Here is a 26202-nt window from a genome sequence, read left to right as displayed (position 1 = left end):
TCGGACACGCTTTCCGGGGTGCCCGACCGGGGTCGACGGTGACCAGGCACCCTGAGGGGATGCGTGAACCATGGGTGGTCGGGGTGTCAGGTGCTTCCGGCACGCCGTACGCGGCGGCAGTCGTACGCGGGTTGCTCGACGCCGGACAGGCGGTGGACCTGATCGTCTCCCGCGCGGCCCGGCTGACAATCCTCGACGAGACCGGACGGCCGTTCCGGGACGCCCACTGGGCCGAGGATCTGACCACCTGGCTCGGGCGGGACGTCGCCGCAGCCGACCTGCACCACTGGCCCGCCGGTGACCTCGCCGCCGGGCCGAGCAGCGGCTCCTATCCGGTACGCGGGATGGTGGTGGTGCCCGCCAGCACGGCGGCCTGCGCCGGTATCGCGATCGGCCTGTCCAAGGACCTGTTGCAGCGGGCCGCCGAGGTGAACCTGAAGGAACGTCGGCGGGTGGTAATGGTGCCCCGCGAGACCCCGGTGACCCGCAGCCACCTGGAACACCTGATCGCGCTGCACGACGCCGGAGCGGTGGTGCTGCCGGCGAGCCCCGGCTTCTACGGCGCGGGCGCCGCCGCGTCCGCCGCCCAACTCGTGGACTTCGTGGCGGGCAAGGTGCTCGACGCCCTCGACGTGCCGCACACCCTGTTCAAGCGGTGGGCCGGAAAGTTGAACGCGGACCGGACCTGACGGCCGGCCCGCGTCCCGACCCGCACTTCAGTACATGCCGGCATTTGCCGGTCCCGCAGGGCCGGTCGAAGCGGTCGGGCCCGCATTACGCGGTCTACCCATCTCGTCCGCCTCGTCCAGCATGCCCTCCCCTTCAAGCAGGGCCCGCACCTCGGATTCCCGAAACCGGCGATGCCCTCCTGGAGTCCGGATGCTACCGATCCGGCCCGCCGCCGCCCATCGCGTCACGGTCTTCGGGTCCACCCGAAACAGTGCAGCGACTTCACCCGGTGTCAGCAGGCGATCTCCAGTGTCCACAGCCCCCTCCTCGCGTCGACGAAGCCCCCGGCTGAACACACTGCCCCCGGCCGGTGCGAGCCCAGAGCCGTCATGAGGGACGTATGGCAATTACAGCACCAGCGACCTGGCGTGTCCGCCAAACGCGAAAAACGCACTGAGTGGGAAGTTAGTAAATGGTACCGGCGTCGCGCCCTCCGAACCCCGGGTATGCGAACTGTCACCCGCTGCCAGGTCAAACGGATACCGGAGTCCGGGTGTCACGCCCTGCCGACTACTGTCACAGTCCGTGGACGCCATCGACCTCAACCTCGTGGACCTGCTCCGCGGCAACGCCCGCCTGTCGTACGCCGAGTTGGCCCGCCAGGTCGGCCTTTCCGCTCCGGCAGTGCACGAACGGGTCGGCAAGCTGGAGTCCGGGGGCGTCATCCGGGCGTACCGCGCGGAGGTCGAGCCGGAGACCATCGGGTTGGGTGTGACAGCGTTGATCGGCATCGTGGAAGACTCCGGGGCGGACACCGACGACGTGCTGGAGGCGTTCCGGACCATTCCCGAGATCGAGTCCTGCTACTTCATGGCCGGCGTCGAGTCCTTCCTGCTCAAGGCCCGGGTGGGCACCATCGCAGAGCTGGAGCAGCTGATCGTACGGCTGAACCGGACACCAGGGGTCGCCTCCACCCGTACCGGCATCGCGCTGTCGACCAAGTGGGAGAACCGGCCGCAGTCGGTAGCCCCGCCGACGGCCTGAGCCCGAGCGCCGGCTGTCGGCTTGCTAGGTTTCCCGGCGTGACTCATCTCGACCGGTGCGACGAGGCCAGCCGGCGGTGGGTGACCGAGGCGATCGCGGCTGTCGAAGCGGACGCGAACCGGTCCGCCGACACCCACCTGCTGCCGTTCCCGCTGCCCCGGCGATGGGGGATCGACCTCTATCTCAAGGACGAGTCGGTCCACCCGACCGGGTCGCTGAAGCACCGACTGGCCCGCTCGTTGTTCCTGTACGGGCTCTGCAACGGCTGGATCGGGCCGGCTACCACGATCATCGAGGCGTCGTCCGGCTCCACGGCGGTCTCCGAGGCGTACTTCGCCCGGATGCTGGGGTTGCCCTTCATCGCGGTGATGCCGGCCTCCACCTCGCCGGAGAAGATCGCCCAGATCGAGTTCCAGGGCGGCCGGTGTCACCTCGTCCAGGACCCGGCGAAGGTGGTCATCGAGGCGCGCTGGCTCGCCGAGGACTCCGGTGGGCACTACATGGACCAGTTCACCTACGCGGAGCGGGCCACCGACTGGCGCGGCAACAACAACATCGCCGAGTCGATCTACGCGCAGCTCGCCCTGGAGCGGCATCCGATACCGGCCTGGGTCGTGGTCGGCGCGGGTACCGGCGGCACCAGCGCCACCATCGGCAGGTACGCCCGCTACCGGCGACTGCCCACCAAACTCTGCGTGGTCGACCCGGAGAATTCCGCGTTCTACCCCGCCTGGCAGGCGGCCGACTGGTCGGTACGCACCGGCCGGGGCTCCCGGATCGAGGGAATCGGGCGTCCGACCGTCGAGGCGTCGTTCCTGCCCTCGGTGGTGGACCGGATGGTGCAGGTGCCCGACGCGGCCTCGCTGGCGGCCATGCGGGCCGCCACGGCGGTGCTGGGCCGGCGGGTGGGCGGGTCGACCGGCACCAACCTGTGGGGCGCCTTCGGGCTGATCGCCGAACTGCTCGCCGCCGGCCGGACGGGCTCGGTGGTCACCCTGATCTGCGACGCGGGCGACAGGTACGCCGACACCTACTACGCCGACGAGTGGGTGGCCGGGCAGGGCCTCGACCTGGCGCCGCACCTGACCACCATCGAACGCTTCCTCACCGAGGGTTCCTGGCCGAGCTGAGCGCGCGGTCGGACCGTCAGCGGGGGGCCGCGCGCTCGGCCAGCCCCGGGTAACGCAGGACGTAGCCGTCGGCGTCCACCTCGACCTCGGCGCTGAAGCCGCCGCTGGCGTACCGGAACCGGTTCGGACCCAGCCCGGTGTAGACCTGCTCGGTGGGCAGCACCGTCAGGCTGGGCAGCAGCACCCAGGCCACGCTGATCCGGTGCGCGGTGTCGGGGGGTGCGGTGCGCAGGCCGAGCCGGCGCAGCGGCAGTGTGTTGAACAGCGGCGAGCCGCCCAGATCCACGTCCAGGGCGTCGGCCAGTCGGTCCTGGTCCTCCACGCCGGGCAGCCCGGCCGGGGCGTGCCCGGCGGCGGTCAGGACCGCGTCGAGGTCACCCTGCTCGGCGGCGGTCACCCGCCACCGCTGCGTCGCCCGTTCGAGTCGTACGCTGCGCCGCCACCCGGCTCCCTCGACCTCCACCTCCAGGCGGACACTCGACCAGTCGGAGTCGGTGGTCACCTGGTAGCGACACGTGTAGGGAACCGGGTCCACGGCCACCTGCGTGCCCTGTGCGGTCAGGCCGTGGCCGTCGTCGACCACGGCGTGCTCGGCACCGGCGGTGTCCGTACGGGTCCACAGCAACGACTTCGGCGTGGTCGGCATGAGCCGGACGTTACGCCACCCGGCTGAGCCGGGCAGCGTATGCGCCGAAGACCAGCAGCGCGAGCGGCGCGTCGGTCAGTAACTGTGGGCCCGGGTACGGCCGCCCGTTCCACGCCGATCGTCGCGTGGCCTGTCGTTGCTGCCCCAACCTTCCGACCGGCCGCCCCGCTCGCTGCCGAAGCGGCGCTCGCCGCGCGGGTGGTCGTGGTAACGGCGGTCGCCCGGTGCCTGCTCCGTGAAGCGGCGCTCACCCCGCTGACCGTGGTCGGCGTAGCGGCGTTCGCCGGTGGGCCGGTCACCGAAGCGGCGCGGGCCGCCCGGCCGGCTGCCGCGTCGGGGCTCTTCCGGCTCTTCACGCACCGGGACCCCGCTCGGCTCCCGCGCGCCGGTCAGCTCAGCCAGCACCGGGTCACCGACACGTACCCGGGACTGGGCCGGCTCCACGCCGGCCTTCTCCAACATCGCCAGGGTGGTGCGGCGCTGCTTCGGCAGCACCAGAGTGGCCACCGCGCCTGCCTCACCGGCCCGGGCGGTACGTCCGGCGCGGTGCAGGTAGTCCTTCGGGTCCTTCGGCGGGTCGACGTGCAGCACCAGCGAGACCCCGTCGACGTGGATGCCCCGCGCCGCGACGTCCGTGGCGACCAGGACGTTCGTCCGTCCTTCGCGGAACTCCGCGAGGGTGCGGGTGCGCATCCGCTGGGTCTTGCCCCCGTGCAGCCCTCCGGCGCGTACGCCGACGGCGGCGAGCTGCGTGACCAGCCGGTCCACGCCCAACTGGGTACGGGCGAACACGATGGTCCGGCCGGCACGGGCGGCGATCGAGGCGGTCACCGGGAACTTCTCCTGCGGCGGGATGAGCAGCAGGTGGTGATCCATTGTGGACACCGCCGCGGTCGCCGGAGCGGTCGAGTGGGTGACCGGGTCGGTCATGAACCGCCGCACCAGCGCGTCGACGTCACCGTCCAGAGTGGCTGAGAAGAGCAGTCGCTGCGCGTTCGCAGGCGTCTTCGCCAGCAGCTCGGTGACCTCCGGCAGGAAGCCCATGTCGGCCATCTGGTCAGCCTCGTCGAGCACTGTGACCTCGACATCGTCGAGCTGGCAGACACCCCTGTCGATCAGGTCGGCGAGCCGACCCGGGGTGGCCACCACCACCTCGACACCGCGCCGTAGGGCATCGATCTGCCGGTCGTACGGAACTCCGCCGACTGCCGTCTTGAGGAACACACCAACGGCCTTGCCGAGCGGCAGGAGCGCGTCGTTGACCTGCATGGCCAGTTCCCGGGTGGGCACCAGGACCAGCGCGCGTGGGTGCCGGGGCCGGGCCCGGCCGGCGGCGGCGACCCGGGTCAGCAGCGGCAACCCGAACGCGAGGGTCTTACCGGAGCCGGTCTGCCCACGGCCCAGCACGTCGCGTCCGGCGAGCGCGTCCGGCACGGTGGCCTGTTGGATCTCGAACGGGGTGGTGATGCCCTGCCGGTCGAGCACCCGGACAAGTGGCCGGGGAAGCCCGAGCGAGTCGAAGGTGACAGGGACGTCGGGGGTGGTCGTGCCGGCCGGCTGCGGCGCGGCGGAGAGGTCGGCGGAGAGCGGGGGCATGCCGAGGTCAGCGGAGGTGGTCAAGAAATGCCTTTCGAGCGGGGCGCATCTTCGCGATGTCCCGCTGCGGCCGTGGCCGCCGGATCTTCCGCAAGAACGCCCATGGGCGCGTGGTCACGCGCCAGGTCAGTGATCACCGACCAGTGTACGGCGAACGCGGCGTGCCCGTCCGCGCCGGAGTCGGGTAGTGGGCGGACTCACCAACTATCCGTCACCCTCGGTCACCCTGACAGGCCAGCGTTCACGCCCGCCAACGCATTGTTCGCGAAGAGCACCACCAGGACGCTGATCCCTACCAGCACGCCCAGCGCGACCGCCATCAGGATCACCACGCGGAGTGTGCTGCTGGACCGTTCGGCAGCCGTGTCCGCCCAGCCCTGGGCCAGGATGTGCCCGGTCAACGAGCCGGAGGTCTCCTGTTCCCCGCTCGGGAAGGCCACCGTCGCCGAACTCTCCACCCCGGCGTAGTACGCACTCAGGTCGGAACCTCCCGGACGGTGCCCCGGCGACGCCTCGGCCGGACGCTGTGCCCGTTCCGCCGCGCCGGGCACCCGGGCACCCGGTATCGGATCCGGTGTGGCCGTCCCGATCCGCGTATCGGCCTCGGGCGTGCTGCTCGGGGTACGGGTGGTGGCCGGACCACCGCCCGACGTGCTGACCCCCGCGAGCGACCCGGCTGAGCCCGGACGCAGTCCCGGCCGGGACGAGGGCCGGGGTACCGCCCCCGGTGAGCTGACAGCCGGCTCGTCCCGGCGGCCACCGGGGTTGGTCGGCGGCGGCCAGACCGGCAGCGCCGGTGCCGGCACGACCGGAGCGGCTTCGGTTGCCCCGGCGGCGCGGGTCGGGGGCTGGCCGCCGGAGCCGGCCCCGGCGGCTACCGCCCGGGCGTCAGCGCCGTCGGACAGCGCGGCCTGGATGGTGCCGGCTCTGCCGGGGACGTCGGGCGGGAGAGTCCGGGAGGTGGCGGCGGCGGACGGCGCGGCCCGGGTGGTGCCGGTGGTCGCCGGTGGCGGCGGAAACGGCGGTGCCGGCATCGGACCTGGCGGCGGCGGTGGTGCCGGCACGGGAGGTCCGGGAGGCGGCGTCGGTGGGCCCGGCGGCGCGGGCCGGGGGCCGGGTGGCGGAGCCGGAGCCGGCCACGGCGGGTACGGCCCGGGCGGGCTCGGCGCGGGAGGTGCGGGCGACGGCGGGTTCGGCAACGGAGGTGCGGGCGACGGTGGTACGGGCACCGGTGCCGGCGCGGGCTCCGGGGCGGGCGGTGTCGACGGTTCGGCCGGCTCGGGTGGTCGCGCGGGCTCCGGTGGCTTGACCGGCTCCGGCTCGACCGGCGCGGACCGGTAGACCCCTGCTGGTTTTCCGCCGCTGCCGGCGGACTGCGCCTCGTCCACGCTCACCCGGCTGAGTCCCGGTACCCGGACGCTGGCCCGCACCGCTTTCGGTGCTCCCGACTTCCGGCTTGACTGTGCCGGCTCCCGCTGACCGGGTACGCCGGCAGTGCCGGTCACCGCGGCGGCTCCGGTGGACGCGACACCTTCGCTCGTGCCCGCCGTCGGCGGCGAGTCGGGCTCCGCCCCGGTGGTGGCCGTGCGGTACGTGGTGCCCCCTCCGGAACTGGGTAGTCCGGTGGCGACCGATGGCTGGCCAGGAGTTACACCACCGGGGGCCGTCACTCGGGCGACACCTGCCCGACCTCGGGCCGGTGCCGCCGCTGACCGGCTGGCGGCGTCTGCCACCGGAGCGGCTGCTTGCGACGACGGGGCGGTGGGGGTCGAGGTGTCGGCAGGTCCGGGGGCTGCCTCGTCGGCTGTCGGGTCCGAGGCGTCGCCGGTGGGGGGCTCCGGCTCGGCGGTGGCGGTGGGTGCAGGGGCCGGACCCACCGGCCCCGCCGGAACGTCGTGCTCCGTCATCGTCGCCTCCGCGCCACGCTCGCAACCGGACCCGTACCGCCGGACCGGGAGTGCCTGAGAGACACCGTGCCATATTCCACCCGCGCGGCACACCCGGAGCGCCCACAGCAGTCCCAGGTGTCATCGACCCCTGGCAGGCCATTTATCGACTAGCGCCGATGCCCGGTGCGGTCGTGACTTCGTCACCTGTCCGCCGGCACCCGTCCCACGAACGTCATGTCTCCCTGACCTGAAAATGTCGGAGATACATGACGGCGGCCTCAACGTTCCCCGCGCACCCCGTCACTGTCCGTGACGCCGTGACGCTGTGGTCGTCAGCGTCCGCCGGCGGCGGACGGGGTGGCCGAGGCGTCGGCCTCCGTTGCCGCGCTGCTGGCCGACGAGGTCGGCTCGGGGGTGTCGGCGGCAGTCGGCGGAGCGACGCTGCTGGCCCCGAGTGTCGGGGTCGAATCCGGGGTCGCCGGCGGAGTGGTGGTGCCCGGCGGGGTCGCCGACGGCGACGTGCTGCCCGACGGGGTGGGTGTCGGAGTCGGTGTCGTACTGCCCGACGGCGTGGGGGTCGGCTTCGGCGTCTTGGTCGGGGTCGGCTTCGGCGTCTTGGTGGGCGTCGGCTTCGGGGTCGGCTTCGGCGTCGGCTTGGGGGTGGGCGGCTGCGTCGGGGTGGGCGAGGTCGTCGGTGCCGGAACCGCGCCCACCACCCGGGTCGCCGCGTAGAGCCGGGACCAGCGGACCGTGGAAATCTTCACCACGTCGCCTGTGGTCGGCGCGTGGATCATCTTGCCGCCGCCGATGTACATCCCCACATGGTGGATGCTCTGCCAGCTGCTGCCGGAGGCGAAGAAGACCAGGTCGCCGGGGAGAAGCGCGGTGCGGGGCACCGTCCGCGAGCTGGTCGCGCGGTACTGGTCCCGGGAGACCCGGGGCAGCTGCCGGTAACCCGCCGACCGGTACGCCGCCCACATCAACCCCGAGCAGTCGAACGAGTTCGGTCCCTCGGCCGCCCAGACGTACGGGTCGCCGAGCTGCTTGCGGGCGTACGCGACGGCGGCCAGGGCCTTGGGGTGGGCGACCAGCCCGCCGGCGGACTGGTCCACGTAGTCGGCGCCGAGCTGCTGTTCGGCGGCCTCCTGCTGGCGGGCCAACTCGACAAGTTGCGCGGAGTTCTCGTCACGCAGCTTGATCAGTTTGGCCTCGGCGTCGCGCAGCGCCTGCTTGGTGGCGGTGTACTGCTGCTCGACTCCCTGAAGGCGGGACTGGGCGGCGGTGTGGGCCTGCGTCGCCGCCTGCTCGTCGGCCCGGGCGCGGGTCAGCTCACCGGTGGCCGGAGCGGTGGCGTGCTCGACCTTCTCGCCCCGGTTCGCCCGGCTGAGCAGATCCAGGTCACGGAGGTCGGTGGCGAAGCCGCCCGGTGGCAGCGCGGCGGCGGCCTTGATCGCCTCGGCGGCGGCCTGGTCGGCGCGCTGCTGCGCCTGCTGGACCGCGCCCCGGGCGAATTCCAGATCGCGCTCGGCGGTGACGAACTGGGTCTGCACCTCGGTGCGCTGCTGTTCGAGTTCGAGCAGTCGGGTGCCCAGCTCGGCGACGCGGGCCTCGGCGGCGTTGATCTGGGTTTCCAGCGCGCTGGCGCCCGGGGTGCCGAGCGTCGGCGGCACCAGGCCCGGGTTGGTGCCGGCGGGCGCGCCGGGCAGCTGAAGAGGGCTGGTGGCGACCGGACGGGAGCCGGTGTCGGGCACCGTGACGGGAACGCCCGGCTCGGCGTACGCCGGTGCGGCGAGGACCGTGCTGGCGACCGCCGCGAGCAGAGCGGACCAGAGCGCCGGCCGTAGCACCGGTGAGACCACCGGTCCTCGTCGTCGCTGCCGTCCGTCCGCGCTGTCGATCATTCCGCTCCCCGTCCGGCGTTGCTCTGCCACGCTCGGTCGGCGCGGCGGTTCGGGACGCTACCAGTGTGTGTCGTGCCCCACCCTGTCTTACCTCACCCGGTGCACTGATGTCGATGTCTGGCCGGATAACGGGAGGCTGAGAGTCTGCTGCCGACGACCACGGTGTGAGTTGCCAGCACGGCCGACGTAGGCTCGGGTGGCGACCGCGTTCCGGTCGCGACCGCAGGTGGAAGGGGACGGGGCTTTCGATGGACGCCGGACTCAAGCGCGAACTCGAAGCGAAGGTGTACGCGGGGGAGCGGCTGACCCGTGAGGACGGGATCGCCCTCTACTCCAGCGACGACCTGACCTGGTTGGGACGGCTGGCCCACCACAGGCGCACCGAGATGAACGGCGACCGGGTGATGTTCAACGTCAACCGGCACCTGAACCTGACGAACGTCTGCAGCGCGAGTTGCGCGTACTGCTCCTTCCAGCGCAAGCCGGGTGAGAAGGACGCGTACACGATGCGCATCGACGAGGCGGTCCGCAAGGCCAAGGAGATGGAGGACGAGCAGCTCACCGAGCTGCACATCGTCAACGGCCTGCACCCGACGCTGCCCTGGCGCTACTACCCGAAGGTGCTGCGCGAGCTGAAGGCCGCGCTGCCGAAGGTCAAGCTCAAGGCGTTCACCGCGACCGAGGTGCAGTGGTTCGAGAAGATCAGCGGCCTCGGCGCCGACGAGATCCTCGACGAGCTGATGGACGCCGGCCTGGAGTCGCTCACCGGTGGCGGCGCGGAGATCTTCGACTGGGAGGTCCGCCAGCACATCGTCGACCACGCCTGCCACTGGGAGGACTGGTCGCGGATCCACCGGCTGGCGCACAGCAAGGGCATGAAGACCCCGTCGACGATGCTCTACGGCCACATCGAGGAGCCCCGGCACCGGGTCGACCACGTACTGCGGCTGCGCGAGTTGCAGGACGAGACCGGCGGCTTCCTGGTCTTCATTCCGCTGCGCTACCAGCACGACTTCGTCGACTCGGCGGACGGCAAGATCCGTAACCGGATCCAGGCCCGTACCACGATGGCCTCGCCGGCCGAGTCGCTCAAGACCTTCGCGGTCTCCCGCCTGCTGTTCGACAACGTCCCGCACGTCAAGTGCTTCTGGGTGATGCACGGCCTGTCGGTGGCCCAGCTCTCGCTCAACTTCGGCGTCGACGACCTGGACGGCTCGGTCGTGGAATACAAGATCACCCACGATGCCGACTCGTACGGGACGCCTAACACCATGCACCGCGACGACCTGCTGCATCTCATCTGGGACGCCGGGTTCCGCCCGGTCGAGCGCAACACCCGCTACGAGGTGGTCCGCGAGTACGACGCCGCACCAACGCTGGCGGAGCGCCGGTCCGAGCCGCAGCAGGTCTGGGCCTGACCCGACGCGTACCCTGGCACGACGATGACCGAGCAGCAGAGCGCGTTTCCCCGCCGGGATGCCGACGGGCGGATCCGTACCCTGGGCGACCTGCTCGGGGTCGGCCTGGCCGGGGTGGTCATCGGGCTGCTGGTGCTTGTGTTCTTCGACGTGGCCTTCGCGTGGTTCGGTGCCGGCGAGTTCGGTCAGGCCAACGGCTGGCTCGCCGTGATCCTGCCCGCCTGGCTGTTCTGGGAGGACTTCCGGGCCTGGGGTTTCGGTGCGCCCCGGGTGGTGGCCGCGCTGGTGGCCGTCGCGCTGGCGGTGGTCTCCGGGCTGCTGGTGGCCGGCGTGGCCACGGCGCTGCCGCCGCTACTGTCCGGTGTGCTCGCCGCGACCACGTTCACAGTGGTGTACGCGATGGTCTGGTTCCCCGGCGTGCGCTGGCTGGCCAACCGGACCGGCTGAGGAAGACGGAGTGGTTACGTGAGCGAGCGGAGCGAACGAACGTGAGTGCGGCGGTCAAGTACACGCTCGGCCGGATCGGTCTGTTCGTGGTCGTTGTGGCGGCCCTCTGGCCCGTCGACATGGACATCTTCCTCAAGCTGATCGTGGCGCTGCTCTTCTCCGCCGCGGTCTCGTTCTTCCTGCTCAAGGGATGGCGCGACGAGATGGCAGAGGAGATGGCCGCAGCCGCCGAGCGCCGCCGGGTGGAGAAGGAACGCCTGCGGTCCGCGCTGGCCGGCGACGACCAGTCCGACGACGCGACGGGTGATCGGGCCGCCGACGAGAAGGGCTGAGCGCCCTGACGGTCGGCTCCGTGGACCGGCCGGCGGAAACATGTTGCCGGCATGAGGATCAGGCTGGGATGGGCCAAACAGCGATCAATGTTGATATGACCATGTGACAGGTGGTGGGCTGTCCGCCACCTAGCGGGGGATCCCCGCGCCTCCAGGAGGTTGTCCATGGCCTTCCGTTCCCTCCCTGTCCGCCGTGCCCTGGCGCTCATCGTCGCCGCCGGGCTCGGCCTGCTCACCATCGCCGCACCACCGGTCTCCGCCGAGCCGGCACCCAACCGGGACGAACAACCGGCCGCCGTGCCCTACCGGGTGCTCGGCCCGAAGACTCTCGCCGACCGCAACGCGGTCGCCCGTACGGGCGCCGCAATCGACTACTCCGAGCACGGAGTGCTGCACGTCTCGGCCACCCGGGCCGAGGCCGCCGCCATCACCCGCCTCGGCTTCCGGTTGGAGGCGATCGCCGCGCTGCCGACCGATCGGGGACAGGCGGACGGCGACGTCGGAATCCTCGGCTTCCCGTCGGCCGACTCGAACTACCACGACTACCCGGAGATGATCGCGGCGGTCAACAAGGTGGTGGCCGACCACCCGACGATCGCGCGGAAGGTAAGCATCGGCAGCTCGTACGAGGGCCGGGACCTGGTCGCGGTGAAGATCTCCGACAACGTCGCCACCGACGAGAACGAGCCGGAGATCCTGTTCAACGCCCAGCAGCACGCCCGTGAGCACCTGACCGTCGAGATGGCGCTCTACCTGCTCAACCTGTTCACCGACAACTACGGCTCCGACTCGCGGATCACCAGCCTGGTCAACAACCGGGAGATCTGGGTCGTGCCCTCGGTCAACCCGGACGGCAGCGAATACGACATCGCCACCGGCTCCTACCGGTCGTGGCGCAAGAACCGCCAACCCAACAGCGGATCGTCGTACGTCGGCACCGACCTGAACCGGAACTGGAGCTTCAACTTCGGGTGCTGTGGCGGCTCGTCCGGCTCCACCTCCTCGGACACCTACCGGGGTCCGTCGGCGTTCTCCGCACCCGAGACGCAGGCGCTGCGCAACTTCGTCAACAGCCGGGTCGTCGGCGGCGTGCAGCAGATCAAGGCCAACATCGACTTCCACACCTACTCCGAACTGGTGCTCTGGCCGTACGGCTACACGTACAACAACACCGCCCCGGGGATGAGCGCCGACCAGTACAACACCTTCGCCACCATCGGCCAGCAGATGGCGGCGACGAACGGCTTCACCCCGCAGCAGTCCAGTGACCTGTACATCACCGACGGCAGCAGCATCGACTGGATGTGGGCGACGCACGGCATCTGGGCGTACACCTTCGAGCTGTATCCGGGCTCGGCCTCCGGCGGCGGCTTCTATCCGCCCGACGAGGTCATCCCGCAGCAGACCACGCGTAACCGCGAGGCGGTGCTGATCCTCTCCGAGTACGCCGACTGCCCGTACCGGGCCATCAACAAGCAGGCGCAGTACTGCGGCAGCGGAGGCGGGACCACTGTCTGGTCGGACACCTTCGAGACCGCGACCGGTTGGACGATCAACCCCAACGGCACCGACACCGCGACCCTGGGTCAGTGGGAGCGGGGTGCCGCACAGGCCACCAACTCCAGCGGAGCCAAGCAGCTCACCCCGTACGCGGGCAGCAACGACCTGGTGACCGGGCGGCTCGCCGGCAGCGGTGCGGGTGACCACGACGTCGACGGCGGGGTGACGAGCGCCCGTTCGCCGGCGGTCACCCTGCCGTCCAGTGGCACGTTGACGCTGTCGTTGGCGTGGTACCTGGCGCACGGCTCGAACTCGTCCTCGGCGGACTACCTCCGGGTCAGCGTGGTGCACAACGGCGGCACCACGGCGCTGCTCACCCAGACCGGTGCGGCCAGCAACCGCAACGGTGCCTGGACGGTGTCGAACCTCAACCTCACCCCGTACGCCGGTCAGTCGGTGCGGATCCTGGTGGAGGCCGCTGACACCTCGACCGCCAGCCTCGTCGAAGCGGCTGTGGACAACGTCACCATCACCTCGTCCTGACGTAGGTACGGGGCCCCGCCGCACCCCTGGGCGGGGCCCCGTGTCAGGGACCAAACGGGCAGACCGGCTCTCTTCCGGCGACTCGCTGCCGGGTTTCCGGCAGCGCGCCGGCCCGCTCGGCGGGACTGCGACGCACGGTGCGCTACGGTCTTACCGACCCGTTCCAGCGAAGCCGGTGCGACACCGGCGCTGTCCCGCAACTGTGATGCCCCGTAACCGGGGACGAGCCAGGTCGCCTGGGGCGCGGTCGCGACACGCGCTCTCGAGGAAGGGCGCCTCGCGGACGGGTGCCTGAGCTCCCTGTCGGCGAAGCAGCACACTCCTCGACCGACAGGAGGACCGATGTTCAGACGTACCCCCGTGGTCTTCGCCGCCAGCCTGGCGGCGGCTGCGCTCGCGCTCGGTGCCTGCGCCGAGAAGACCCCCGACACCGACACCCCCGCGGCCGGCGGCAGCCCGAGCGCCGCCACCTTCCCGGTCACCGTCGGCGAGCTGACGTTGGAGCAGCGACCCGAGAAGATCGTCTCGCTGTCCGCGACAGCCACCGAGATGCTCTTCGCCATCGGGGCCGGCCCGCAGGTCACCGCGGTCGACGACCAGTCGAACTTCCCCGCCGACGCGCCGAAGACGGATCTCTCCGGCTACCAGCCGAACGCGGAGGCGGTCGCCGCGAAGGACCCCGACCTGGTGGTGCTCAGCGACGACCGCAACAAGATCGTCGAGCAGCTCACCACGCTCAAGATCCCGGTCTACCTGACTCCGGCGGCGCAGACCCTCGACGACTCGTACCGGCAGATCACCGAGTTGGGCACGCTCACCGGCAACGCCACCGAGGCGGCCGACGTGGTGCAGCGAATGACTGACGACATCGCGAAGATCGTGGCCGAGGTGCCGCAGCGCGCCGAGGCGCCCACCTACTTCCACGAGCTTGGTCCGGAGCTGTACACCGCGACCAGCAAGACCTTCATCGGTTCGATCTACAGCCTCGCCGGGCTGGAGAACATCGCCGACGCGTCCGACGCCGACGGCAAGAACGGCGGCTACCCGCAGTTGTCCCAGGAAGTGATCGTCAAGGCCAACCCGGACTTCGTCTTCCTCTCCGACGTCAAGTGCTGCCAGCAGAGCGCCGCGACGGTCAAGGCGCGCAGCGGCTGGTCGGCGCTCACCGCCGTGCGGAACGACCAGGTCGTGGAACTCGACGACGACGTCGCGTCCCGCTGGGGGCCGCGCGTGGTGGACCTGCTGCGCACCATCGTGGACGCCACCGCCAAGGTGTCCCAGTGACGATTGCCGCCGGGCGCTGACCGGTTCCCCGCCATGCGCCTCGCGTTGAAGCGGAGCCGGCCCGTCGCGCCGGCCGGGGCGGTCACCCCGCCCCGGCCGGCGGGGCTGCGGAAGCGCTGGCTCGCGGCCGGCGTGTTCGCGGTGTTCGTCGCGCTTGTGGCCGGGGTTTCGCTCGGCCCGGTGAGCCTGCCGCCCGGCAGCGTCGCGATCGAACTGCTCAACCTGCTGCCCTGGGTACGCCTGGACAGCGGGCTGACCGAGCGGGAGATCGCCATCGTCACCGAGCTGCGGCTGCCCCGGGTGGTGCTCGGCCTGCTTGTCGGCGGGCTGCTCGCCCTGGCCGGTGGCGCCTACCAGGGGGTGTTCCGCAACCCGCTGGCCGACCCGTACCTGCTCGGGGTCGCGGCCGGGGCCGGGCTGGCGGTCACCGTGGTGCTGACCCTGGGGGTGAGCACCGGCGGCGCATTGAGCGGGCTGCCGGTAACCATTCCACTTGCCGCCTTCGTCGGCTCCCTCGGTGCGGTGGCGATGACCTACCTGCTCGGCTCCGCCGGTGGGCGCAGCCGCTCCCCGGCCACCCTGATCCTGGCCGGGGTGGCCGTCTCCGCGTTCCTCAGCGCCGGGCAGACGTACCTGCTGCAACGACACGCGGAGAGCATCCAGGAGGTGTACTCCTGGCTGCTCGGGCGGCTGGCCACCGCCGGCTGGGAGGACGTCCGGCTGGTGCTGCCGTACTTCCTGCTGACCAGCCTGATCATCCTGCTGCACCGGCGGGAGTTGGACGTGCTCTCGGTCGGCGACGACGAGGCGGCCAGCCTCGGCCTGCATCCGCAGCGGTCCCGGTACCTGTTGATCGCCGCCGCCTCGCTGGGCACCGCCGCCGCCGTCTCCGCCTCCGGCCTGATCGGCTTCGTCGGCATCATCGTGCCGCACACCGTACGGATGCTCGCCGGGGCGAGCTACCGGGTGATCCTGCCGCTGTCGATGCTGTTCGGGGGTGCCTTCCTGGCCCTGACCGACGTGGTGGCGCGGACCGCCGCCGCGCCGCAGGAGATCCCGATCGGGGTGGTCACCGCGCTGCTGGGTGGCCCGTTCTTCGTGGTGGTGCTGCGTTCGGTCCGGCGGGTGCTGACATGAGCACCCCTGCGCCGATGTCGCTGCCCGCCCCCGCCGTCGATCTGCGCGACCTGCGGATCAGCCTGGACGGTGCGCCGATCCTCGCGGGTGTCGACCTGACCGTCGCCACCGGCGAGTGGGTCACCGTGATCGGTCCCAACGGTGCCGGCAAGTCGACGCTGCTGCGGGCCGTGGGTGGCCTGCTCCCCGCGCCGGACGCGGTGCGGCTCTTCGGTACGCCGATCGGTGAGCTGCGGCGCCGGGAACGGGCCCGGGTGGTGGCCACTGTCGCTCAGTCACCCGTCGTGCCGTCCGGCATGGCGGTGCTGGACTACGTGTTGCTCGGTCGTACCCCGTACATTCCGCCGCTGGGTCGGGAGTCCGCCGCCGACCTCGCCACTGTGCACGAGGTGCTCGACCGACTGGACCTCGCCGGCTTCCACGCCCGGGAACTTGCCACCCTCTCCGGCGGCGAGCGGCAGCGGGTCTTCCTGGCCCGGGCGCTGGCCCAGGGCGCCACCCTGCTGCTGCTCGACGAGCCCACAAGCGCCCTCGACATCGGCCACCAGCAGGAGGTCCTCGAACTCGTCGACCAGCTACGTCGGACACACGGCCTGACGGTGCTGGCCACCATGCACGACCTCTCCATCGCCGGCGAGTACGCCGACCGGATGGTGCTGCTGGCCGACGGCCGCATCGTCGCCACCGGCACCCCCGAGCAGGTGCTCACCGAGGACCTGCTTGCCCGCCACTACCGCGCCCACGTCCGCGTCATCCCCGGCCCCCACGGCCCCCTCGTCCTCCCCACCCGCCCCACCCGCCCCACCCGCGCCGATCATGCAGTTGTGGCACCCGATAAAAGCCGCGAAAGATGACAAAGCGACGACCACAACTGCATGATCGGCGGGGTCGGCGGGGTCGGCGGGGTCGGCGGGGTCGGCGGGGTCGGCGAGGTCGGCGGTGGGGCGGGTCAGGGGGTGAGCGCGATGAGGGAGAAGAGGGCGCCGTGGGGGTCGCGGAGGGCGGTGACGCGGCCGGCGGGGATGTCGCGCGGGGGGACCAGGATGGTGCCGCCGATTTCGGCGGCCCGGGCGGCGGCGGCGTCGGCGTCGGCGACCGAGAAGTAGAGCGTCCAGTAGGCGGGTGAGTCGGCCGGGAATTCGCCACGCAGTGGGGGCATCATCCCGGCCACCAGGCGGTCGCCGAGCCGCCATCCGGTGTAGGCGAGCTGGCCCATCGGCTCCTCCTCCGGCTGCCAACCGAAGACCAGCTCGTAGAAGACGCGCGCCCCGTCCGGATCGGGGGTGACCAGTTCGGTCCAGCTCATCGCACCGGGCACGTCGAACACCTCGGCGCCGCCGAAGGTGATCGGCTGCCAGACGCTGAAAGCGGCGCCGGCGGGATCGGCGAAGACCGCCATCCGGCCCCTGTCGAAGACATCGAACGGCGGCACCACCACCTGCCCGCCGGCCCGCTCCACCCGGCCGGCGACCAGATCGGCGTCGTCGGTGGCGACGTACGTCGACCAGATCGGCACCTGGTCCGGTACGGCCGGCGGGCCGACGCCGGCCACCGCCCGGCCGTCCAGCAGGAAGACCGTGTACCCGCCCGCCTCCGGCTCCGGGTCGACCCGGCCGGTCCAGCCGAACAGTTCCGGGTAGAACCGTCGGGCCGCGTCGAGCCCGGGCGTCGCCAGGTCGGCCCAACAGGGCGTACCCGGCGCGACGCTGACCACGGGAAACCCCTCCCGACCTGCGCGGCCACCGTCCGGCCGCTCTCCCTGGGATGGTGGCACCGGTCCGCCGCCATCCGGGGTGGAAACGGGCGGAACGTCAACTGAACCGGCGAACCTCGCCGAGTCAGCCCAGCGGTGCCGGCAGCGGCTCGGCGTGCAGCACGGACAGCCGGGACACCGCCCGGGTGAGCACCACGTACAGCCGGTGCAGGCCGCGTGGCTCGGCGGCCACGATCGCGGCCGGCTCGACCGCTATGACGTGGTCGTACTCCAGGCCCTTCACCAGGGTCGCGGGCATCACCGTGACCCGCGCCCCGGCGGCCGGCCCGTCGGCCGTCGCGGTCTCCACCCCCGCCTCGGCCAGCGCCGACCGCAGCTCATCCACGGTGTCGTCGGCGGCGATCACGGCGATCGACCCTTCGTGGGTGAGCGCCGCCCGCACCTCGGCCACCGTCGCACCGGCAAGATCGGTGACGGTACGCACCTCAAGCGTGCCGTCACCGCGCAGCGACTCGGCCGGCGGCACGTCGACGGCAAGCGCCGGAAGCAGCCGGTTGGCGAAGGCGAGCACGGGGGCGGGTACCCGGAACCCGATTGTCAACGGCACCACCGTCGCGTCCGGCTTGCCCAGGTGGCGCAGGCTCTCCCGCCAGTCGGTGGCCGCCCACGGCGCGGTGGCCTGGGCCAGGTCGCCGAGGAGGGTGAGCGAGCCGTGCTCGCTGCGTCGGGCGATGACCCGGCACTGCATCGGGGAGAGGTCCTGGGCCTCGTCGACCACCACGTGTCCGTAGCCCGCCGGCCGTTCGAGCAGGCCGGCCGCCTCGTCGATAAGCACCGCGTCGGCGGCCGTCCACCTGGTCGCCTTCGCCGTCCGCCCCAGACCCGTACCGGTGCTGGTGCGCCCGGTGCCGGTCCCGGTGAGCTGGCGTTGCTCGTCGGGAGTGAGCAGGCCGTCAGCGGCCCGGGCGAGCCGGTCCGGGTCGGTGTACAGCGCGTGCAGCAGGCCGTCCGGGGTGAGCGCCGGCCAGACGGCGTCCAGGAATCCGGTGACCGGCTTCGACCGGCTCATCCGGCGCAGCCACGCGTCGCTCGGCGACTCCGCCCGCCGCGCCTCGGCCTGCCGTTGCAGCAACCCGACCACCCGGGCCCGGACCCGGTCCCGCCCGACGGCGTACGGCAGTCGCTCCGCGCGGGTGTCGCGGACCAGCCGGTGCAGCGGTTCCAACCCGATCCGCCAGCGGAACGAGCCGTCGGAGACGAGCACCGGCTCCACCGGCTCGCCGACGTACGCGTCGACGGCCCGGCGCAGCACCTCGGCCATCCGCGCGTCGTGCTTGAGGGTGGCCACGGCCGGCGGGTCCACCGCCCGTACCGGCACCCGGTCGACCAGGTCCTCCACGGTGGCCTGCTCCACCTCGACCTCACCCAGCGCGGGCAGCACCGCCGCGATGTAGCCGAGGAAGGCCCGGTTCGGACCCACGACCAGCACCTTCGACCGCCGCAACCGCTCCCGGTGCAGATAGAGCAGGTACGCCGCGCGGTGCAGCCCGACAGCCGTCTTGCCGGTGCCCGGTGCGCCCTGCACGCAGATCGAGTCGGCCAGGTCGGCCCGGACGAGTTCGTCCTGTTCGGGCTGGATGGTGGCGACGATGTCCCGCATCGGTCCGACCCGGGGACGTTCGATCTCGGCGGTGAGGATCCGGCTGGCCGTGCCGAGTTCCTCGCCCCGGTCCAGGTGCTCGTCCTCGAAGCTGGTCAGCTTCCCCTCGCCGAAACCGAACCGGCGTCGTACCGCCAGACCCTGCGGATCGCGGGCGCTGGCCCGGTAGAAGGCGCGGGAGACCGGGGCCCGCCAGTCCAGCACCAACGGTTCGCCCTGCTCGTCGGTGACGTGCCGGCGACCGACGTGGTAGCGGCGGCCGGCGTGTTCGGCGTCCGCGTCGCCGAAGTCGAGCCGGCCGAAGAAGAGCGGGGTGCGCGGGTCGTCGGCGAGTTCGGCGACCCGCCGGGCCAGGTGCCGGCCGAGCTGTTCGGCGGTGTACGCGTCGCCGGCCACCTTGTCGCCGGTGGCGAAGAGCGCCTCGGCGCGTTCCCGCATCCGGTGCAGCGCCGCCCGTGACCTGGTCAGGTGCGCCCGTTCGGCGGCCAACTCGTCGTCAAGTGCGTGCGGTTGGGGGATTTCTTGGGCGTGCAGGCTCATCCACGTACTCCTCGACACGGGAAGAAGGCTGCCGCTCGCGTTTCCGACACGTGGGTCGGCGCGGGGACGTCCGCTGCGGTGCTACTCACCGCGGCCGTCGGGCGGAACGAACAGCCTACTCCCGGGTGCGCCGTGGACAACCGCTTTTCCCCTCGGCCGGGGATCATGGGGGCATGACGCAGGCGCACTCCGAGCCGTCCCGGGTGACGATCAGCGATCCGCAGACGCTGCGGGCGCTCGCCCACCCGGCCCGGCTAGCGATCATGGAACACCTGGCGACGACCGAGGGCGCGGTGACCGCCACCGAGTGCGCCGAGGTGGCGGGCCTGTCGCCGAGCGCGACCAGCTACCACCTGCGGGCACTTGCCAAGTTCGGGCTGGTGGAGCAGGCACCGAGCCGGGGGGACGCCCGCGAGCGGCTGTGGCGTGCCGCGATCCAGTCGTGGACCATCGACGCCGGCCGGGACGCCGACCCGTCGGTACGCGACGCCGAGCAGACCCTGGTCGAGGTGTTCCTGGCCCGGGAGCTGGAGCGCAGCCGGGACTGGCTGCGCCGGGCTCCGGACGAGTCCGAGGAGTGGTATCGCAGCGCGATCCTCAGCGAGTCGTTGCTGCTGCTCACCGCCGAGGAGTTGGCGGAGTTGAACGAGGCGGTGACGGCCCTGCTCCAGCCGTACCGCAAACGCACCCGGACCGCTCCGCCGCCGGGCGCGCGTCGGGTGGCTGTCCAGTACCGGGCGCTGCCGCTGGCCTGAACATGCTTGCGCCCATCAGATGTGAAGCATTACTTTCGAAGTATGTCCTTCGCATCTGGCGAATCGCGGTGGGTCGACGTCGCCCTGGCCACCTCCGCCCGAGGGTTCGCCACCTGCGGACAGTTCCTCACGGCCACGACGCTGACGCTGAGCCTCCAGACCTCCGGGGCCGGCGGCAGCGCCGTCGCCGGCATGCTGTTGGCGGCGACCCTGCCGCTGGTGGCGCTCGCCCCGCTGACCGGGCGGCTCGCCGATCGGGTGGACAGCCGGACGCTGCTGGTCGGCGCCGGGCTGGCCCAGTCGGCGGTCTGCCTCGCGCTGGCGTACGCCGGGCACCCGTTGCTGGTGGTGGGTCTGGTCGGGCTGCTCGCCTCCGGTCTGGCCGTGGCCCAACCGGTGCTCGCCGCCCTGGTGCCGGCGATGGTGCGCGCCACGGACCTGCCCAGGGCGACAGCCCTCAACCAGACCGCCGGCATGCTCGGCGTCCTGACCGGGCCGGCCCTGGCCGGGTTCCTGGTGGGTGGCTTCGGCACCCGGGTACCACTGCTGATCGCCGCGGTCGGCTACCTGGCGCTCGTCGTCGCCGGCCTGCTCGTCCGTACCCGCCGGGGCGGCGCGCGGCAGGTGACGGTGACCGGCGGTGCGGCGATCGTGGACCGTGACGCCGAGCCGGCTGGAGGCTGGCGGTTGCGGCGGGACCCGTTGCTGATGGCGATGGTGGCGACCCTGGCTGGCGTGATCGCGGCCATCGGCGCGATAAACGTCATCGAGGTCTTCTACGTACGCGAGACCCTCGGCGCCTCCGCCACCGTCTACGGCCTGGTGACCGGTGCCTGGACGCTCGGGGTGCTCTGCGGTGCCTGGATCTTCGCCCGGGTGGCCGGGCGGCTCACCGACGACGGCGCCCTGGTCCAGGGCGGCCTGCTGCTGCTCGGCGGCTGCTGTGTGGCGGTGCTGCTCTCGGTGACGGTCCCCACCGCTGCGTTGCTGGTGCCGCTCTGGCTGCTCGGCGGCCTCTGCAACGGCGGCGACAACGTCTTCCACAACCTGGTGGTGGCCCGGCGGGTACCCGAAGCGGCGCGCGGGCGGGCCTTCGCCGCCGTGGGCGCCTCGGTGCAGGGCGCGGCAATGGTCGGCTACCTGCTGGGCGGCCTGCTGCTGGAGCTGACCGAACCGCGTCCGCTGATCGTCGGCTGCGGGGTGGCCGGGCTGCTGGTGCTGCTCGGTTTCGTGATGCCCGTCCGCCGCGCGGTGCGGACCGAGCGCTCCCGCGCCCGGCGTGTCCTGACACCGGCGGGCCCCGAGCGGACCGGTCACGCGGGAGCCGAACCGCCGGACGCGGGATCGTCGGGTGCGGGGTTGGCCACTTCGGCGGTGTCCGGCTGAGCAGGTCAGGGGCGGCGGGGATACGGTCGGGGCATGGTCGAGCGCCTTGCCCGCCCCCGCGTCGGGCACATCCAGTTCCTCAACTGCCTGCCCATCTACTGGGGGCTGATGCGCTCCGGCGCCCTGCTCGACGTCGACCTGCGCAAGGACTCACCGGACCGGCTCAGCGCCCAACTCGTCGCCGGTGACCTGGACATCGGGCCGATCACCTTCGTCGAGTACCTGCGACACGCCGACGAACTGCTGCTCCTGCCAGACCTGGCCGTCGGCAGCGACGGGCCGGTGCTGTCGGTGAACCTGGTGAGCACCCGGCCGCTTGGCGATCTGGACGGCGCACGGGTGGCGCTGGGCTCGACCTCGCGGACCGGAGTGCTGCTCGCCCAGTTGCTGCTGCGCGAGCGGTACGGGGTGCGCCCCGAGTACTTCCGGTGTCCGCCCGACCTGACCCAGATGCTGCTGGAGGCCGACGCGGCGGTCCTGATCGGCGACGTGGCCCTGCGGGCGATGTACGAGGCACCCCGGCAGGGGCTGACCGTGACCGACCTGGGCCAGGCGTGGCGGGAGTGGACCGGGCTGCCGATGGTCTTCGCCGTCTGGGCGGTCCGCCGCGACTTCGCCACGGCCCATCCCGGCCTGGTCAAAGAGGTGCACGAGGGTTTCCTGCGCTCACGCGACCTGTGCCTTGCCGAACTGGACCAAGTCGCCGAGTCGGCAGCGCGGTGGGAACCCTTCGACGCGACAACTCTCGCGGAGTACTTCCGGACCCTGGACTTCTCCCTCGGCGACCGTCAGATCGCCGGCATCCGCGAGTTCGCCCGCCTCACCGCCGCCCTGGGCGAAACCCCACCCCTCCCCCCCACCGGCCCCACCTTCTTCACCCGCTAACCCGCACCCATGATCTTCCCCGCGATCTTGCACTTTCTGTCGCCGCTTATCGACCATAAGCCGCGTTCCAGCGACCAAAAGTGCAAGATCGGCGAGGGTCAGGGGGTTTGGGTTAGGAGGGCTTCGGTGACTTTTTCGCAGTTGTCCATGCCGTACTCGTAGCCCTTGTTGATGGGGTACTGGAGCATCACGCCCATCGTCCAGGTGTCGCCGATCGCCAGGCAGTTGACGTGGATCTCCTGCTCGCGGGTGCGATCGACCCAGCCGTTCTTGATGGCGATCTTCTTTGCCACGGCGGCCGGGAACGCCTTGCGGATGCCGAAGTCGCCGGCTCCGCGTACCTGACGCATCTCGCTGAGCAGCCACTTGGTCCACTCAGGGCCGGCGGCGGTGCCGTCGGCGATGCATTCGCCGAGGCGGGCGGTGTCCCGGGGGGAGAGTTCGGTACGGCTCCAGCCGAGATCGCTCGACACCTTGCTGTCGGTCAGCTCGCAGGTGGACAGCAGCCGCTTGATCGAGGCCGACCGGCCGATCTGGGTGTAGAGCTGCTCGGTGCGGGTGTTGTCGCTGTCCCGGATGATCCGGGTCAGGTCACTCAACTTCGCGTCGCTCGGGGTCTGCCCGGCGTCGTCCGTACGGCGTAGGTAGTCGGCGACGATCCAGGCCTTGATCAGGGAGGCGGTGGTGCTTGTCTCGTCCATGTTGTCCGAACCGATGATCTCGCCCGACCGGCGGTCCAGCACGCTCCACGCGTACCAGCCGTCGATGTCCAGGTCGATCTCCTTCGCCTCGAAGGGGAGCGGTTCCGGCTCCGGTGAGGGGCTGGGTGACGGCGACGGCCGCGCGCCTCGGTCGGTCGAGGTGCCGCCCCGGGCGACAGGGGACTCACCCTGACCCCACTGGGCGGCGGCTGTGGACTCGAAGGGCGAGCCGGGTAGCAGGCGCAGGGAGACAAGTACCAGCCCGATCAGCACAGCCGCGATGGCGACCAGACGCAGTGGGGATGTCTCGCCGTTACGACCACGGCGGCTGCGGTTGGCCATCAGAGCTTCCCGATCGGCTGCTGCGGCACCTTCAGGGCACCGCCGGGCTGCGGCGTCACCAACTGGCTGGCGACGCTGGCGCAGACGTCCGCTCCGTAGTCGAGCCCGCTCCGCTGGGGGTAACGCAGCATCACCGCGAGGCTCCATTTCTCAGTCACGGCCAGGCAGTTGACGTGCCAGTTGCCGTCGTAGTTGAGGGGGGTCCAGCCGTTCTTGATGCTCACCGGGCCCTGGCTGGTGATCGACTCCGGCAGGCCGTCGATGATGCCCCACCGGCCGCCGCCCTCCCTGGGCTTCTGGTCCTTGGCGGCAGTGCTGCCACGAACCTTGCTCATCTCGGTCAGCAGCCACTTGGTCCACTTCGGCCCGGCGGCGGTGCCGTCGGCGATGCAGTCACCGAGCCGAACGGCGTCGCGTGGCGACATCCGGGTGAAGCTCCACCAACCCTCGTAGCCCTTGACGTTGCCGGGCTTGGTGTCGGTGAGGCCGCACGTGCTGATCGCCCGCTTGATCACCGGGCCGGGTTGCCCGTTCGCGGCGACGCGGTAGGAACCGCCGACGGCGCTGTAGATCCGGTTGGTGGCGTCGTCGTTGCTGTCCCGGATGGCCTGGCTGGCGGCCTTCTTCATCGACGCGGGCGGCTCCCTGTCGCCGAGCCGGCGCAGGTAGTCGGCGACGATCCAGGTCTTGAGCATCGACTCTGTCGAACTGGTCGCGGCCATGTTCCTGGAGCCGGAGAGCTCGTCGGTCTCCCGATCGAGCAGCGCCCAGGAGAAGAACTCGCCCTTGAAGTTCACCGAGACCTTGCCCGCGGCCAGGGTCGGTGGTGGCGGTGGGGCGGGCGTGGGCGCGGCGACGCTCTCCTGACGGGTCTTCGCCTCGCCAGCGGAGAGCCGGGCGTAGGCGGCCGGCACCAGCATGACGCCGCCGAGCAGTACCGCCGTCGCGGCGAGCACCGTGGTCACGCGAGATCGCATGAGCGGGTGAGCTCCAGATGTCGGGGCCGGGGGGACCGGCTTGTTGCCAGGACTGACCGGTGCCGATCGCCCGGACCGGGGGAAGTGGCCCTGAGCTGGCGATCGTCGTAAGCCGATCGGTGTGACGGGGGAAGTCTACGTGCGGATCGGCGTTATGCCAGGACTCGACACTGGGCAACTCGCGGTGAAGACGGGATAACGAACCGCTATGCGGTCCTTGCGAGGATTTGTCGCTGGTTCGTGACCTAACTCATAGTTACCGGCTCCACCGTTCGCGACTGGTGGGTGACGGTGGGGAGTCCGGGATTTGTATGACACCCTCTGGTGTCTTCGGCTGGTAGCTGTAACACTGGTGACATGTATGGCAATGACTTCCCGGGCGAGGACCCGCCCGGCGGCCTGCTCGGCGAGGTCGAGGCCGCAGAGGCGGCGCTGCGGGCCGCCGCGGAACGGGGCCGTGGGGCCATCGAGCCGAGCGAGGACCTGGCCGCCTTTTTCGCCGAGGTCGTCGCCGCCGATCAGAAGATCGAGCCCCGGGACTGGATGCCGGAGGCGTACCGGCGGACGTTGATTCGGCAGATCGCCCAGCACGCCCACTCCGAGATCATCGGCATGCAGCCGGAGGGCAACTGGATCAGTCGCGCCCCGTCCCTCAAGCGCAAGGCGATCCTGCTGGCGAAGGTGCAGGACGAGGCCGGCCACGGCCTCTACCTCTACGCCGCCGCCGAGACCCTCGGAGTCAGCCGGGACGAGCTTGTCGAGCTGCTGCTCAGTGGTCGGCAGAAGTACAGCTCGATCTTCAACTACCCCACGCTGAGCTGGGCTGACGTCGGCGCGATCGGCTGGCTGGTGGACGGCGCCGCGATCGTCAACCAGGTGCCGCTGTGCCGCTGCTCCTACGGTCCGTACGCCCGGGCCATGATCCGGGTCTGCAAGGAGGAGTCGTTCCACCAGCGCCAGGGCTACGAGATCCTGCACACCCTGGCGCACGGCACCCCCGCTCAGAAGGCGATGGCCCAGGACTCGGTGGACCGCTGGTGGTACCCGTCGCTGGCGATGTTCGGCCCGCCCGACGGCGACTCGACCCACTCCGCCCAGTCGATGGCCTGGAAGATCAAGCGCTTCTCCAACGACGAGCTGCGTCAGCGTTTTGTGGACATGTGCGTGGGCCAGGCCGAGGTGCTCGGGCTGACCCTGCCCGATCCCGACCTGCGCTGGAACGACGATCGCCAGGCGTACGACTTCACCCAGCCCGACTACGACGAGCTGATGCGGGTGATCAAGGGCAACGGGCCGTGCAACAGGCAGCGGATGGAACACCGGCGCCGCGCGCACAGCGAGGGTGCCTGGGTGCGTGAGGCGGCGGCCGCGTACGCCGCCAAGCGCGCGGAGAAGGAGAAGGTGGCAGCGTGAGCCAGCAACACACCCCGCTCTGGGAGGTCTTCGTCCGGGCCCGGCGCGGACTGGCGCACACGCACGTCGGCAGCCTGCACGCGCCCGACGCGGAACTGGCCCTGCGTAACGCCCGTGACCTCTACACCCGACGTCAGGAGGGCGTGTCGATCTGGGTGGTGCCGGCGAGCGCCATCACCGCCTCCAGCCCGGACGAGAAGGACTCCTTCTTCGACCCGGCCGCCGACAAGGTCTACCGCCACCCCACCTTCTACGAGGTCCCAGAAGGGGTGGCCCACCTGTGAGCGCGAGGA

Annotated in this window: 25 protein-coding genes and 1 riboswitch; of the genes, 16 read left to right on the top strand and 9 right to left on the bottom strand. The window is 71.4% G+C overall.

The annotated features are described in order from the left end of the window. The first annotated feature begins 59 nt into the window (after window positions 1-59). Window positions 60-689 carry a UbiX family flavin prenyltransferase gene (locus CLT74_RS20310; RefSeq protein WP_099847942.1) on the top strand — a complete coding sequence of 210 codons (630 nt, stop codon included), beginning with the start codon at window positions 60-62 and terminating at the stop codon, window positions 687-689. A 27-nt stretch (window positions 690-716) separates the two neighbouring features. Here the strand turns inward: CLT74_RS20310 and CLT74_RS20305 are convergent, their stop codons facing one another. Further along, window positions 717-986, bottom strand: a complete 270-nt coding sequence (locus CLT74_RS20305; RefSeq protein WP_099847941.1) for a BldC family transcriptional regulator — start codon at window positions 984-986, stop codon at window positions 717-719. A 268-nt stretch (window positions 987-1254) separates the two neighbouring features. Between CLT74_RS20305 and CLT74_RS20300 the strand changes: the two genes are divergently transcribed. Together CLT74_RS20300 and cds1 are read left to right on the top strand one after the other, a co-directional pair. After that, window positions 1255-1713 carry an Lrp/AsnC family transcriptional regulator gene (locus CLT74_RS20300; protein ID WP_099847940.1) on the top strand — a complete coding sequence of 153 codons (459 nt, stop codon included), beginning with the start codon at window positions 1255-1257 and terminating at the stop codon, window positions 1711-1713. A 38-nt stretch (window positions 1714-1751) separates the two neighbouring features. Beyond that, window positions 1752-2843 (top strand): L-cysteine desulfhydrase Cds1, encoded by a 1092-nt coding sequence (gene cds1, locus CLT74_RS20295; RefSeq protein ID WP_099847939.1) that lies wholly within the window; start codon window positions 1752-1754, stop codon window positions 2841-2843. A gap of 16 nt (window positions 2844-2859) precedes the next feature. Here cds1 and CLT74_RS20290 read toward each other — a convergent pair whose 3' ends face one another. From CLT74_RS20290 to CLT74_RS31460, 3 genes are all read right to left on the bottom strand, one after another. Further along, window positions 2860-3489, bottom strand: coding sequence for a putative glycolipid-binding domain-containing protein (locus CLT74_RS20290; protein WP_099847938.1), 630 nt, complete (start codon window positions 3487-3489; stop codon window positions 2860-2862). A 75-nt stretch (window positions 3490-3564) separates the two neighbouring features. Next, window positions 3565-5109: a DEAD/DEAH box helicase gene (locus CLT74_RS20285; RefSeq protein WP_486582429.1), complete on the bottom strand. Its 1545-nt coding sequence runs from the start codon at window positions 5107-5109 to the stop codon at window positions 3565-3567. A 197-nt stretch (window positions 5110-5306) separates the two neighbouring features. After that, the gene (locus CLT74_RS31460) at window positions 5307-6119 is read right to left on the bottom strand and encodes a hypothetical protein (protein WP_486582428.1); all 813 of its coding nucleotides are present in this window, start codon (window positions 6117-6119) and stop codon (window positions 5307-5309) included. Here CLT74_RS31460 and CLT74_RS30875 point away from each other — a divergent pair. Then, on the top strand, window positions 6110-6394 hold the full coding sequence (locus CLT74_RS30875) for a hypothetical protein (RefSeq protein WP_199172230.1): 285 nt from the start codon (window positions 6110-6112) through the stop codon (window positions 6392-6394). The two genes, CLT74_RS31460 and CLT74_RS30875, sit on opposite strands and share 10 nt — an antisense overlap. A 912-nt stretch (window positions 6395-7306) precedes the next feature. On the opposite strand, the gene CLT74_RS20270 is transcribed toward CLT74_RS30875, so the two are convergent. Continuing rightward, window positions 7307-8875, bottom strand: a complete 1569-nt coding sequence (locus CLT74_RS20270) for a C40 family peptidase (RefSeq protein ID WP_099847934.1) — start codon at window positions 8873-8875, stop codon at window positions 7307-7309. 248 nt (window positions 8876-9123) lie between these two features. On the opposite strand from CLT74_RS20270, the gene mqnE reads away from it, so the two are divergent. From mqnE to CLT74_RS20235, 7 genes are all read left to right on the top strand, one after another. Continuing rightward, the gene (mqnE, locus tag CLT74_RS20265) at window positions 9124-10293 is read left to right on the top strand and encodes an aminofutalosine synthase MqnE (RefSeq protein ID WP_099847933.1); all 1170 of its coding nucleotides are present in this window, start codon (window positions 9124-9126) and stop codon (window positions 10291-10293) included. A 24-nt stretch (window positions 10294-10317) separates the two neighbouring features. Further along, on the top strand, window positions 10318-10740 hold the full coding sequence (locus CLT74_RS20260; RefSeq protein ID WP_099847932.1) for a hypothetical protein: 423 nt from the start codon (window positions 10318-10320) through the stop codon (window positions 10738-10740). 41 nt (window positions 10741-10781) lie between these two features. After that, window positions 10782-11072, top strand: a complete 291-nt coding sequence (locus CLT74_RS20255; protein ID WP_099847931.1) for a DUF4229 domain-containing protein — start codon at window positions 10782-10784, stop codon at window positions 11070-11072. A 165-nt stretch (window positions 11073-11237) separates the two neighbouring features. Beyond that, on the top strand, window positions 11238-13115 hold the full coding sequence (locus CLT74_RS20250) for a M14 family metallopeptidase (RefSeq protein WP_099847930.1): 1878 nt from the start codon (window positions 11238-11240) through the stop codon (window positions 13113-13115). A gap of 171 nt (window positions 13116-13286) precedes the next feature. Beyond that, window positions 13287-13347: riboswitch (cobalamin riboswitch) on the top strand. A 110-nt stretch (window positions 13348-13457) separates the two neighbouring features. Further along, a complete protein-coding gene (locus tag CLT74_RS20245; RefSeq protein WP_099847929.1) occupies window positions 13458-14399 on the top strand; it encodes an ABC transporter substrate-binding protein in 942 nt (313 codons plus the stop codon). Between the two features lie 33 nt (window positions 14400-14432). After that, window positions 14433-15536: an iron ABC transporter permease gene (locus CLT74_RS20240; RefSeq protein ID WP_099847928.1), complete on the top strand. Its 1104-nt coding sequence runs from the start codon at window positions 14433-14435 to the stop codon at window positions 15534-15536. Between the two features lie 20 nt (window positions 15537-15556). Further along, window positions 15557-16390, top strand: a complete 834-nt coding sequence (locus tag CLT74_RS20235) for an ABC transporter ATP-binding protein (RefSeq protein ID WP_099852457.1) — start codon at window positions 15557-15559, stop codon at window positions 16388-16390. A 95-nt stretch (window positions 16391-16485) separates the two neighbouring features. Here the strand turns inward: CLT74_RS20235 and CLT74_RS20230 are convergent, their stop codons facing one another. Both CLT74_RS20230 and CLT74_RS20225 read right to left on the bottom strand, forming a co-directional pair. Next, entirely contained in the window at window positions 16486-17250 is a 765-nt protein-coding gene (locus tag CLT74_RS20230; RefSeq protein WP_099847927.1) for a VOC family protein, read from the bottom strand. A gap of 124 nt (window positions 17251-17374) precedes the next feature. Further along, entirely contained in the window at window positions 17375-19450 is a 2076-nt protein-coding gene (locus CLT74_RS20225) for an AAA family ATPase (protein WP_099847926.1), read from the bottom strand. A 173-nt stretch (window positions 19451-19623) separates the two neighbouring features. On the opposite strand from CLT74_RS20225, the gene CLT74_RS20220 reads away from it, so the two are divergent. From CLT74_RS20220 to CLT74_RS20210, 3 genes are read left to right on the top strand one after another with little or no spacing between them, the layout of a single operon-like run. Continuing rightward, window positions 19624-20205, top strand: coding sequence for a helix-turn-helix domain-containing protein (locus CLT74_RS20220; RefSeq protein WP_099847925.1), 582 nt, complete (start codon window positions 19624-19626; stop codon window positions 20203-20205). Window positions 20206-20247: 42 nt separating this feature from the next. Continuing rightward, window positions 20248-21591 (top strand): MFS transporter, encoded by a 1344-nt coding sequence (locus CLT74_RS20215; protein WP_099847924.1) that lies wholly within the window; start codon window positions 20248-20250, stop codon window positions 21589-21591. 33 nt (window positions 21592-21624) lie between these two features. Beyond that, window positions 21625-22476: a menaquinone biosynthesis protein gene (locus tag CLT74_RS20210; RefSeq protein WP_099847923.1), complete on the top strand. Its 852-nt coding sequence runs from the start codon at window positions 21625-21627 to the stop codon at window positions 22474-22476. A gap of 98 nt (window positions 22477-22574) precedes the next feature. Here CLT74_RS20210 and CLT74_RS20205 read toward each other — a convergent pair whose 3' ends face one another. Then, the gene (locus CLT74_RS20205) at window positions 22575-23519 is read right to left on the bottom strand and encodes a serine hydrolase (protein WP_099847922.1); all 945 of its coding nucleotides are present in this window, start codon (window positions 23517-23519) and stop codon (window positions 22575-22577) included. Next, complete coding sequence (locus tag CLT74_RS20200) at window positions 23519-24496, bottom strand: hypothetical protein (RefSeq protein ID WP_099847921.1); 978 nt, start codon at window positions 24494-24496, stop codon at window positions 23519-23521. The genes CLT74_RS20205 and CLT74_RS20200 overlap by 1 nt, the downstream gene beginning before the upstream one ends. Window positions 24497-24853: 357 nt before the next feature. Here CLT74_RS20200 and paaA point away from each other — a divergent pair, with 357 nt between their 5' ends. After that, window positions 24854-25909, top strand: coding sequence for a 1,2-phenylacetyl-CoA epoxidase subunit PaaA (paaA, locus tag CLT74_RS20195; protein WP_099847920.1), 1056 nt, complete (start codon window positions 24854-24856; stop codon window positions 25907-25909). After that, window positions 25906-26193, top strand: coding sequence for a 1,2-phenylacetyl-CoA epoxidase subunit PaaB (gene paaB / locus CLT74_RS20190; protein WP_099847919.1), 288 nt, complete (start codon window positions 25906-25908; stop codon window positions 26191-26193). Before paaA ends, paaB begins: the two co-directional genes overlap by 4 nt. Window positions 26194-26202: the final 9 nt, after the last annotated feature.

The organism is Verrucosispora sp. CNZ293, from assembly GCF_002754655.1.
This window is presented reverse-complemented; position numbering and strand designations above follow the sequence as displayed.

Coding starts and splice junctions, on each gene's coding strand:
- CLT74_RS20310 (WP_099847942.1), top strand. CDS start 60: ATGCGTGAACCATGGGTGGTCGGGGTGTCAGGTGCTTCCGGCACGCCG.
- CLT74_RS20290 (WP_099847938.1), bottom strand. CDS start 3,489: ATGCCGACCACGCCGAAGTCGTTGCTGTGGACCCGTACGGACACCGCC.
- CLT74_RS31460 (WP_486582428.1), bottom strand. CDS start 6,119: ATGCCGGCACCGCCGTTTCCGCCGCCACCGGCGACCACCGGCACCACC.
- CLT74_RS20270 (WP_099847934.1), bottom strand. CDS start 8,875: ATGATCGACAGCGCGGACGGACGGCAGCGACGACGAGGACCGGTGGTC.
- mqnE (WP_099847933.1), top strand. CDS start 9,124: ATGGACGCCGGACTCAAGCGCGAACTCGAAGCGAAGGTGTACGCGGGG.
- CLT74_RS20260 (WP_099847932.1), top strand. CDS start 10,318: ATGACCGAGCAGCAGAGCGCGTTTCCCCGCCGGGATGCCGACGGGCGG.
- CLT74_RS20250 (WP_099847930.1), top strand. CDS start 11,238: ATGGCCTTCCGTTCCCTCCCTGTCCGCCGTGCCCTGGCGCTCATCGTC.
- CLT74_RS20245 (WP_099847929.1), top strand. CDS start 13,458: ATGTTCAGACGTACCCCCGTGGTCTTCGCCGCCAGCCTGGCGGCGGCT.
- CLT74_RS20240 (WP_099847928.1), top strand. CDS start 14,433: ATGCGCCTCGCGTTGAAGCGGAGCCGGCCCGTCGCGCCGGCCGGGGCG.
- CLT74_RS20225 (WP_099847926.1), bottom strand. CDS start 19,450: ATGAGCCTGCACGCCCAAGAAATCCCCCAACCGCACGCACTTGACGAC.
- CLT74_RS20220 (WP_099847925.1), top strand. CDS start 19,624: ATGACGCAGGCGCACTCCGAGCCGTCCCGGGTGACGATCAGCGATCCG.
- CLT74_RS20215 (WP_099847924.1), top strand. CDS start 20,248: ATGTCCTTCGCATCTGGCGAATCGCGGTGGGTCGACGTCGCCCTGGCC.
- CLT74_RS20210 (WP_099847923.1), top strand. CDS start 21,625: ATGGTCGAGCGCCTTGCCCGCCCCCGCGTCGGGCACATCCAGTTCCTC.
- CLT74_RS20205 (WP_099847922.1), bottom strand. CDS start 23,519: ATGGCCAACCGCAGCCGCCGTGGTCGTAACGGCGAGACATCCCCACTG.
- CLT74_RS20200 (WP_099847921.1), bottom strand. CDS start 24,496: ATGCGATCTCGCGTGACCACGGTGCTCGCCGCGACGGCGGTACTGCTC.
- paaA (WP_099847920.1), top strand. CDS start 24,854: ATGTATGGCAATGACTTCCCGGGCGAGGACCCGCCCGGCGGCCTGCTC.